At 67.1% G+C, this 6,213-nt stretch carries 9 protein-coding genes; 5 read left to right on the forward strand and 4 right to left on the reverse strand.

Annotated features, from left to right (window positions below; genetic code table 11):
• The 4 genes from AX690_RS18390 to AX690_RS18405 all read left to right on the forward strand — a co-directional run.
• Positions 1-826: cation diffusion facilitator family transporter (locus tag AX690_RS18390; protein WP_066730510.1), on the forward strand; the 826-nt coding region annotated here is incomplete at its 5' end.
• 71 nt (positions 827-897) lie between these two features.
• The gene (locus AX690_RS18395) at positions 898-1,251 is read left to right on the forward strand and encodes a DUF190 domain-containing protein (protein WP_062095606.1); all 354 of its coding nucleotides are present in this window, start codon (positions 898-900) and stop codon (positions 1,249-1,251) included.
• 55 nt (positions 1,252-1,306) lie between these two features.
• Entirely contained in the window at positions 1,307-1,498 is a 192-nt protein-coding gene (locus AX690_RS18400; protein WP_062095604.1) for a hypothetical protein, read from the forward strand.
• Positions 1,499-1,522: 24 nt separating this feature from the next.
• Entirely contained in the window at positions 1,523-2,599 is a 1,077-nt protein-coding gene (locus AX690_RS18405; RefSeq protein WP_062095602.1) for an acyltransferase, read from the forward strand.
• 58 nt (positions 2,600-2,657) lie between these two features.
• Here the strand turns inward: AX690_RS18405 and AX690_RS18410 are convergent, their stop codons facing one another.
• The 4 genes from AX690_RS18410 to AX690_RS18425 all read right to left on the reverse strand — a co-directional run bounded on the left by AX690_RS18410 (position 2,658) and on the right by AX690_RS18425 (position 5,238).
• A complete protein-coding gene (locus AX690_RS18410; protein ID WP_062095599.1) occupies positions 2,658-3,170 on the reverse strand; it encodes a hypothetical protein in 513 nt (170 codons plus the stop codon).
• A gap of 137 nt (positions 3,171-3,307) precedes the next feature.
• Positions 3,308-3,697 carry a hypothetical protein gene (locus AX690_RS23045; RefSeq protein WP_127846983.1) on the reverse strand — a complete coding sequence of 130 codons (390 nt, stop codon included), beginning with the start codon at positions 3,695-3,697 and terminating at the stop codon, positions 3,308-3,310.
• Positions 3,698-3,816: 119 nt separating this feature from the next.
• On the reverse strand, positions 3,817-4,926 hold the full coding sequence (locus tag AX690_RS18420) for a HEPN domain-containing protein (protein ID WP_062095594.1): 1,110 nt from the start codon (positions 4,924-4,926) through the stop codon (positions 3,817-3,819).
• A gap of 105 nt (positions 4,927-5,031) precedes the next feature.
• Complete coding sequence (locus AX690_RS18425) at positions 5,032-5,238, reverse strand: hypothetical protein (RefSeq protein WP_062095592.1); 207 nt, start codon at positions 5,236-5,238, stop codon at positions 5,032-5,034.
• A 590-nt stretch (positions 5,239-5,828) separates the two neighbouring features.
• Here AX690_RS18425 and AX690_RS18430 point away from each other — a divergent pair.
• Complete coding sequence (locus AX690_RS18430; RefSeq protein ID WP_066730511.1) at positions 5,829-6,161, forward strand: DUF3768 domain-containing protein; 333 nt, start codon at positions 5,829-5,831, stop codon at positions 6,159-6,161.
• The last annotated feature ends 52 nt before the right edge of the window (positions 6,162-6,213 follow it).

A 6,213-nucleotide genomic window follows, 5' to 3' on the forward strand; every position in this document is an offset into this window, starting at 1 on the left:
GCTGACCTCGACGTTTCTGATCGCCGAGGTCGTCGCCGGCATCGCCTTCAACAGCCTGGCGCTGCTGTCAGACGCCGCGCACATGTTCACCGACGCCGCCGCCCTGGCCATCGCCCTGGCGGCGATCCGGGTCGGCCAGCGCAAGCCCACCGAGGACTTCACCTTCGGCTATCGGCGCTTCGAGATCCTCGCGGCGGCTTTCAACGCCATCCTGCTGTTCGGCGTCGCCATCTATGTTCTGGTCGAAGGCGTCAAGCGCATCCTCAACCCCGAGCCCGTCGGCTCGGTGGGGATGTTCATCGTCGCGGCGCTGGGCCTGGTCATCAACCTGATCTCCATGCGCCTTCTGGCCAGCCACAAGGACAAGAGCCTCAACGTCAAGGGCGCCTATCTCGAGGTCTGGGCCGATATGCTCGGCTCGCTGGGCGTGGTCGTCGGGGCCATCGTCATCAAGATCACCGGCTGGCGGTTCGTCGACCCGATCGTGGCCATCGGCATCGGCCTGTGGGTGCTGCCGCGGACCTGGATCCTTTTGAAGGACACCACCCGAATCCTCCTGGAAGGCGCGCCTCCCGGAATGGCCCTGGCCGGCGTGCGCAAGGCCATTACCGAGGCCCCTGGCGTGGCCAGCGTTCACGAGCTGCATCTGTGGACCACGGGCGCGGACCAGGCGGTCTGCACCGTCCATGTCGTGCTGACAGAGGGAGCGCAGGGCGAGGCCGTGCGCACGGCGATCGCCACCCGACTAGAGACCGACTTCGACCTGCACCACGTCACCATCCAGACCGAAGTGACCGAGTGCGGAGAGGAGGGGCGGCACGCTTAGGCGGCCGGCCCTCAATCTGCTGGCCGCCCCAGACCTTGGGGCGCGCCAGACTTTAGAGCGTGAGGTGACGCGTGAACGAAGACGACCTGCACATCCTGCGGATCTACCTGGACGCCGGCGCGACCCTGAACGGGGTCGCCTATGACGCGGTACTTATGGCGCGCGCCCGCGAGATGGACATCGCCGGCGCGGCGGTGCTGCGTATCGAAGAAGCCTTTGGCGAGGCGGTGCTGCACGGCGCCAAGGCCCGCGACCTGGCTCCCGAACAGCATCTGATCGTCGAGATGGTCGACAGCCGCGCCAAGCTCGACGCCTTGGCCGCGACCTTGGAAGTGGCCGCCGATGTGGGGTTGGCGACCATCGGCAAGATCCAGGTCGTCGCCTATGGCGGCCACCGACACCGCACCGGGGCCGCGACCGCCTAGCGCGGAGCCAGGCGCGTCCCGACCCGCCCCCACGGCCAGTTTTCAGGAGCAGCACATGACCAATCCCAATCCCCCCAAGCCCGACGCGGCGACCAGCACCGATGGCAAGCCGTCGTCATCCCCGGAGCCCGCGCCCCGCAAGGACGGCGGCATGATCGACGAGGGCGGCCCGACGGGCGGCAATGTCGAGGGCGTCGAGAGCGAAACCGAAACGCGCCGCGATGGCGGCATGCTCGGCGAGGGCTAGGCCATCAACATCCCGGGGGGGACCATGTATCCAGCCGATCTTCGATCTCTGACCGGCCTGCGCATCGTCGCGGCCGCCTGGGTGCTCGTCTACCACTTCCGCAATCGCCTCGGTCTCGACCTCGAACGGTTCGGTCTGATCGCCAAGGGTTATCTCGGGGTCGATCTCTTCTTCATCCTGTCGGGCTTCATCCTCTCCCATGTCTATCTGAAGGCCTGGTCCGAGGGGCGCTTCCGATACGGTTCCTTCCTGTGGGCCCGCCTGGCGCGGCTCTATCCGGTGCATCTGCTGACCCTGGGCGCGACCATCGTCCTCTGGGCCCTGGGCCGCTGGGCCGGCGCCAGCTTCGAGACACAGGCCTTCGATCCCAGCGCCATCCCGCAGCATCTGGTGCTGATCCATGCCTGGTGGTCGACGCCAACCGTGCAGTGGAACTTCCCATCCTGGTCGATCTCGGCCGAATGGTTCGCCTACCTGCTGTTCCCGGCGGCGGCCGTCGCATCCATCGCCTTACGCGCGCGTCCCGTTCTGGCCGTGGTGCTGGCGATCGTCCTGTTCTTCGCGCTCGACGGGATCGTGCAGACCTTCGGCGGATCGCTGACCCGGTTGACCGCCCAGGGCGGGGCGTTGCGGATCGTGCCGTCCTTCGCCATGGGCGTGGCCCTGCATCGGTTGGGCGCGACACGGTCGATGTCGCCGAGGCTGGCGCTGCTGGGTACGGGTCTCGCGGTGGTCTGGATCGTCTTGTCCACCGCCCTGGGTCTGGCCGATCGTTGGATCTGGCCGGGCCTGGCGGCGCTGATCTTCTGCCTGGCGGAAACGGACAAGGCTGGGCGCGCCACCCTCCTGGCCGCGCCGCTGGCGGTCTATCTCGGCGAGATCTCCTACGCGGTCTACATGACCCACTTGCCGGTCGACATCGCCTATTTCGAAGTCCTGGACCGCCTGCCGGCGCCGCCGACCGGGGTCTGGGCCTGGGGCGCCAGGTTCGGGGTCCTGGCGGTGTGCCTCCTTGTGTCGGTGGCGGTCTATCACGCGGTCGAGCGACCGGCCCGGCGCTGGCTGCGGGAGAACGATCCGTTCCGCGGTCCACCAGTGTAGGGCGAGCCGAGCCCCAGGGCCCGCCGGGCGAACCCGGCGGGCGCGCCAGGTCGGCGCTCTAGCCTTTGTCAGCGGTGGTCTCCGGGCGCCGGAGCACTTCGCCGTGGGCGCGGATCGGTTCTACGGCGCCGCCAAAGCCGATCACGAAGGTGGAGTCGAAACCGCCCCAGCTGATCGACACGTGGGCCACGAAGATCAGCGGTTCACGCACCTTGACGATCGATTGCAGGCGTCGACCGCGGCGAGCGAAGTCGAAACGCTGGCCCAAGCCGTCCGGACGGATTGTGGTCACGACCACGTCGCCGGGTTTGAGATCGTGGTCACGGCAGGTGATCACGAACCGCCAGCCGGCGTGGCGGCGCACGATGTCCAGCCGAAAGCGCCCGTTCTCAAGATCGATCCGGTGTGGGTCGTCGTCGGGTTGTTTGTAGAGGCTGAGGATCTCCTCGGCCTGCCGTTGCCAGAGCCAGACCAGGCTGGCGATCAGGACGATCAGGACCAGCAGCACGGCGGCCGTCACGGCCCAGGGATGGGCGGCGGCATAGAGGGTGAGGTCATGGATCGGGCTCACGGAGCGACGCTCCGGTGATCAATCGACGACAGCAGAGTGGAGGCGCGCGCGGGCGCATGGAGCCGCGACGTGCGGCCTGAAGATTTCAGAAACATGGGAATCCTCGAACACGAAGGACGCGGCCAGGGCCGCGCGGTCTAGGCGATAGGTTCGAGGTCGGATCTGGGCGGGCGGTCTTGCGGGTTGCCGGTCAGGCCGGCGCGGTGGTCATTGTCCAGCCGGAACCGAGCCGCTGCAGTGGCCGCGATGGTCGGAGCGTTGGCGTTCGCGACCTGATCGTGAAGGGGCGGGCCGTCGGCATGGTGATGATGCGCGCCCGAGGCCGGCGCCTCGGATGCGTGAGGATCGGTCGGGGTCTGAACCGCGCTCGGTCTCACGGAGGTTGAAGCGTCCTGCGTCTCGGCGACCGCGGGTGCGGCCGCTTGGGTCAAAGCGCTGGCGGCCTGAACGAAGTCCGCGTCGAGATGGGCCTGCTCGACCGGCGCCTGCACGGACAGCCCCGCCATCAGCAGGGCGGCGAAAGCCACCAATGCCTGTCGAACGGTTTTGAACGCAGCGAGGCCCACGGTTCCCCCGGGTGAATGAACCGGCGCATTGTCGCGCCTTCGGTTGGGTTCTTCAACGCTGGATGCCCGGTCTGGGGTCGCTAGGCTGTGGTTTCGGGTGGCGGGGGCGGTGTCAGGTCGAGGCCGAGGCGCGCTTGGCCAAAGCGCAGGATCAGATAGCGGGTTGCGCGCTCGAGACCCAGGATGGTCGGGGCGCGCTCCAGGATCTTGCGGAGGTCTTTGTCGTTGACGACGGGCTGGCCGCCTTGGACGTCGTTGAGCCGGTGGCTGGGCTCGACCCAGCCCGCGAATGACTGGCCAGTATGGACGAAGCGGCTTCGCAGGTCGTAGGCCGCGCCGATGGACGCCTTGAAGCTGTCGGGCTGGAAGCACCAGAATGCCGCCTCGGCCTCGCCCCCATCGAAGAAGGGCTGGTCGATATAGTCCACGAAGGTGGTCACGAACCGTCGCTTGATTTCGAACAGTCGCTTTCGCAGCGTGCTGCCGGCGGCCTTGCCGTCGGGCAGGTCCTTCTCGATCCGCTGCAGGAGAGCCTCCAGCTCCGGGTCGAGCAGCCGCCCGCCGGCCGGGTACTGGGCTTCGGAGATGATCTCGCCGGCCGTGATCAGGTGCAGATAGGCCTGTTCGGGATCGTGCTCGCTGCTCTGTAGCGCGCGCATGTAGAAGCGGCACGCAGCGTCGAAGGCGTGCAGGGCCGGGATGTCGCGCGTGCCCGTCCAGACGGGATAGAGGCGGGTGACCTCTTCCAGGTTCAGCAGGACGGGCAGGGTCTTGCGCGGACGGTGGTTGTTCTGCGGCAGCTCCGGATCGGTGAAGGTCGAGAACGCGCTGAGATCGGGCAGGTTGAAGATGCCATCGTTCTGCAGCGAGCCATGGGCGTCGAAGCGCTTGCCGAACAGCACGCTCATCCCGGCCGCGAACATCTCGCCGTAGCCGGCATATTGCGGGACCACGACGCCTGGGGCCTTCTCGTAGTCGTCGGTCAGAAACGCAGCCACGAAGGCGCCGCGCGCATGGCGATCGGCCAGCATCCTCTGGCGTGCCGCCCGGTTTCCAAGGCTGGGCCAGGCGTGGGTGATCAAGAGATCATCGCCGGCGAACTCGCCGATGAACCAGCTGGTCGATGAGATCAGGACCCGCTGGACGCGGTTGGATGGGCGCAGCCCCTCGGTGATCTTCGTGTCGGTCAAAGAGAGCTTCCGTCGCCTGTCCGGGAGTCATTCGCATCCCGCAGGGGCGGGGGCCGTGAAGAGAATACGTCCTGGGCCAGAGGCCCAGGACGGTGGTGGGGCGCTTTAGCAGACCAAGGTGAGGCCTCCGCTGTTGCAGAGGATGAGCGCCTGGTCGCCGACGACAAACATGTGGAAGCCGCGGCGGCGAACCTCGGCTTCGAGCTGTTCCATGGAGGCGAAAAGATTGACCCAGCCGATATTGCGGCGAACGAGCCCGCCGTTGCGAGCTTGGCGGGATTGGAAAATGCGTTGAATAAATGGATTATACAATTTATAACTCTCTTATTGATTTCAGTTCATCTGATTTCTTTCTCAGTCGTCGGTTTGAAGGGCGCTGAAAACGGATTGAGGGAATCCCAATCCTACTTCTATACTACCACAAAACTTGCCTCTTGTCAAGCTTGGTTAACGGCGTTCGCTGACCGGCGTCGCTGTTGCGGGCGTCCAAATGGGCTACTCGGGGCGCCGCCCGGCGCTTTCGCGCCAGGCTCTGCCTGATCCGGCGAGCGACCGGCGGGCACGCTCGGTCCCGCGGCTTTCGCCGCTCCCTCGGGCGCGCCCCTGCGGGCAGGCTTTTGGCCTGCCGCCGGACGCTCGACGCCGCCTCCCGCCACGCGCTGCGCGCGGGCTCCTGTGCAGGCTTCATTGTCATGAGCGCCCGCTGACGCGGACGCGCCAGCTTAGGGCTCCGCCCTCGGCGCACTTCGGATCGGCTTCCGCCCAGCTTCGGCCGGCCCTTGGCCGTCCTGCAGCCGGGTCCCCGCGAAGCCGCCCCTCCGTTTGCACACCCGGTCTCGCCGACGGGCGTCGGGGTCAGGCGCGCTTTGCGCCTGACCCCGAGCACCTAGGAGAAAATTCCTATGACCGAGCAAGACCATACCGCCGCCATCGCGGCCCTGAACGACGCCTGCCGCGCCGAGCCCGGCGCGGGCTGGGTATTGACCCAGGGCGTTCACGCGCTGCCTGAGGGCGACAAGCTGAAGGCCTTCGCCGCCGTGACCGCCTTCACCGACTTCCACGAGGACAACAACCCGCACGGCGAGCGCGATTGCGGGGCCTTTATGGTCGGCGACGCCAAGCTCTTCTGGAAGATCGACTACTACGACCTCGACCTCTGCATGGCTTCGACCGATCCGGCCGACCCGGCCGTGACCAAGCGGGTGCTGACCCTGATGCTGGCCGAGGAATACTAGGCCTGGCGCCAGAGGCGGCCGGGGCGGGGAGGGCGCTCCGGCTTGCTGGGCC

Origin of the sequence: Caulobacter sp. CCH9-E1 (assembly GCF_001556515.1) — a bacterium.
Taxonomy (GTDB): Bacteria; Pseudomonadota; Alphaproteobacteria; order Caulobacterales; family Caulobacteraceae; genus Caulobacter.

Excerpts from the sequence above, each read along its gene's own strand:
- AX690_RS18405 (WP_062095602.1), top strand. The coding sequence starts at position 1,523 with ATGTATCCAGCCGATCTTCGATCTCTGACCGGCCTGCGCATCGTCGCG.
- AX690_RS18400 (WP_062095604.1), top strand. The coding sequence starts at position 1,307 with ATGACCAATCCCAATCCCCCCAAGCCCGACGCGGCGACCAGCACCGAT.
- AX690_RS18430 (WP_066730511.1), top strand. The coding sequence starts at position 5,829 with ATGACCGAGCAAGACCATACCGCCGCCATCGCGGCCCTGAACGACGCC.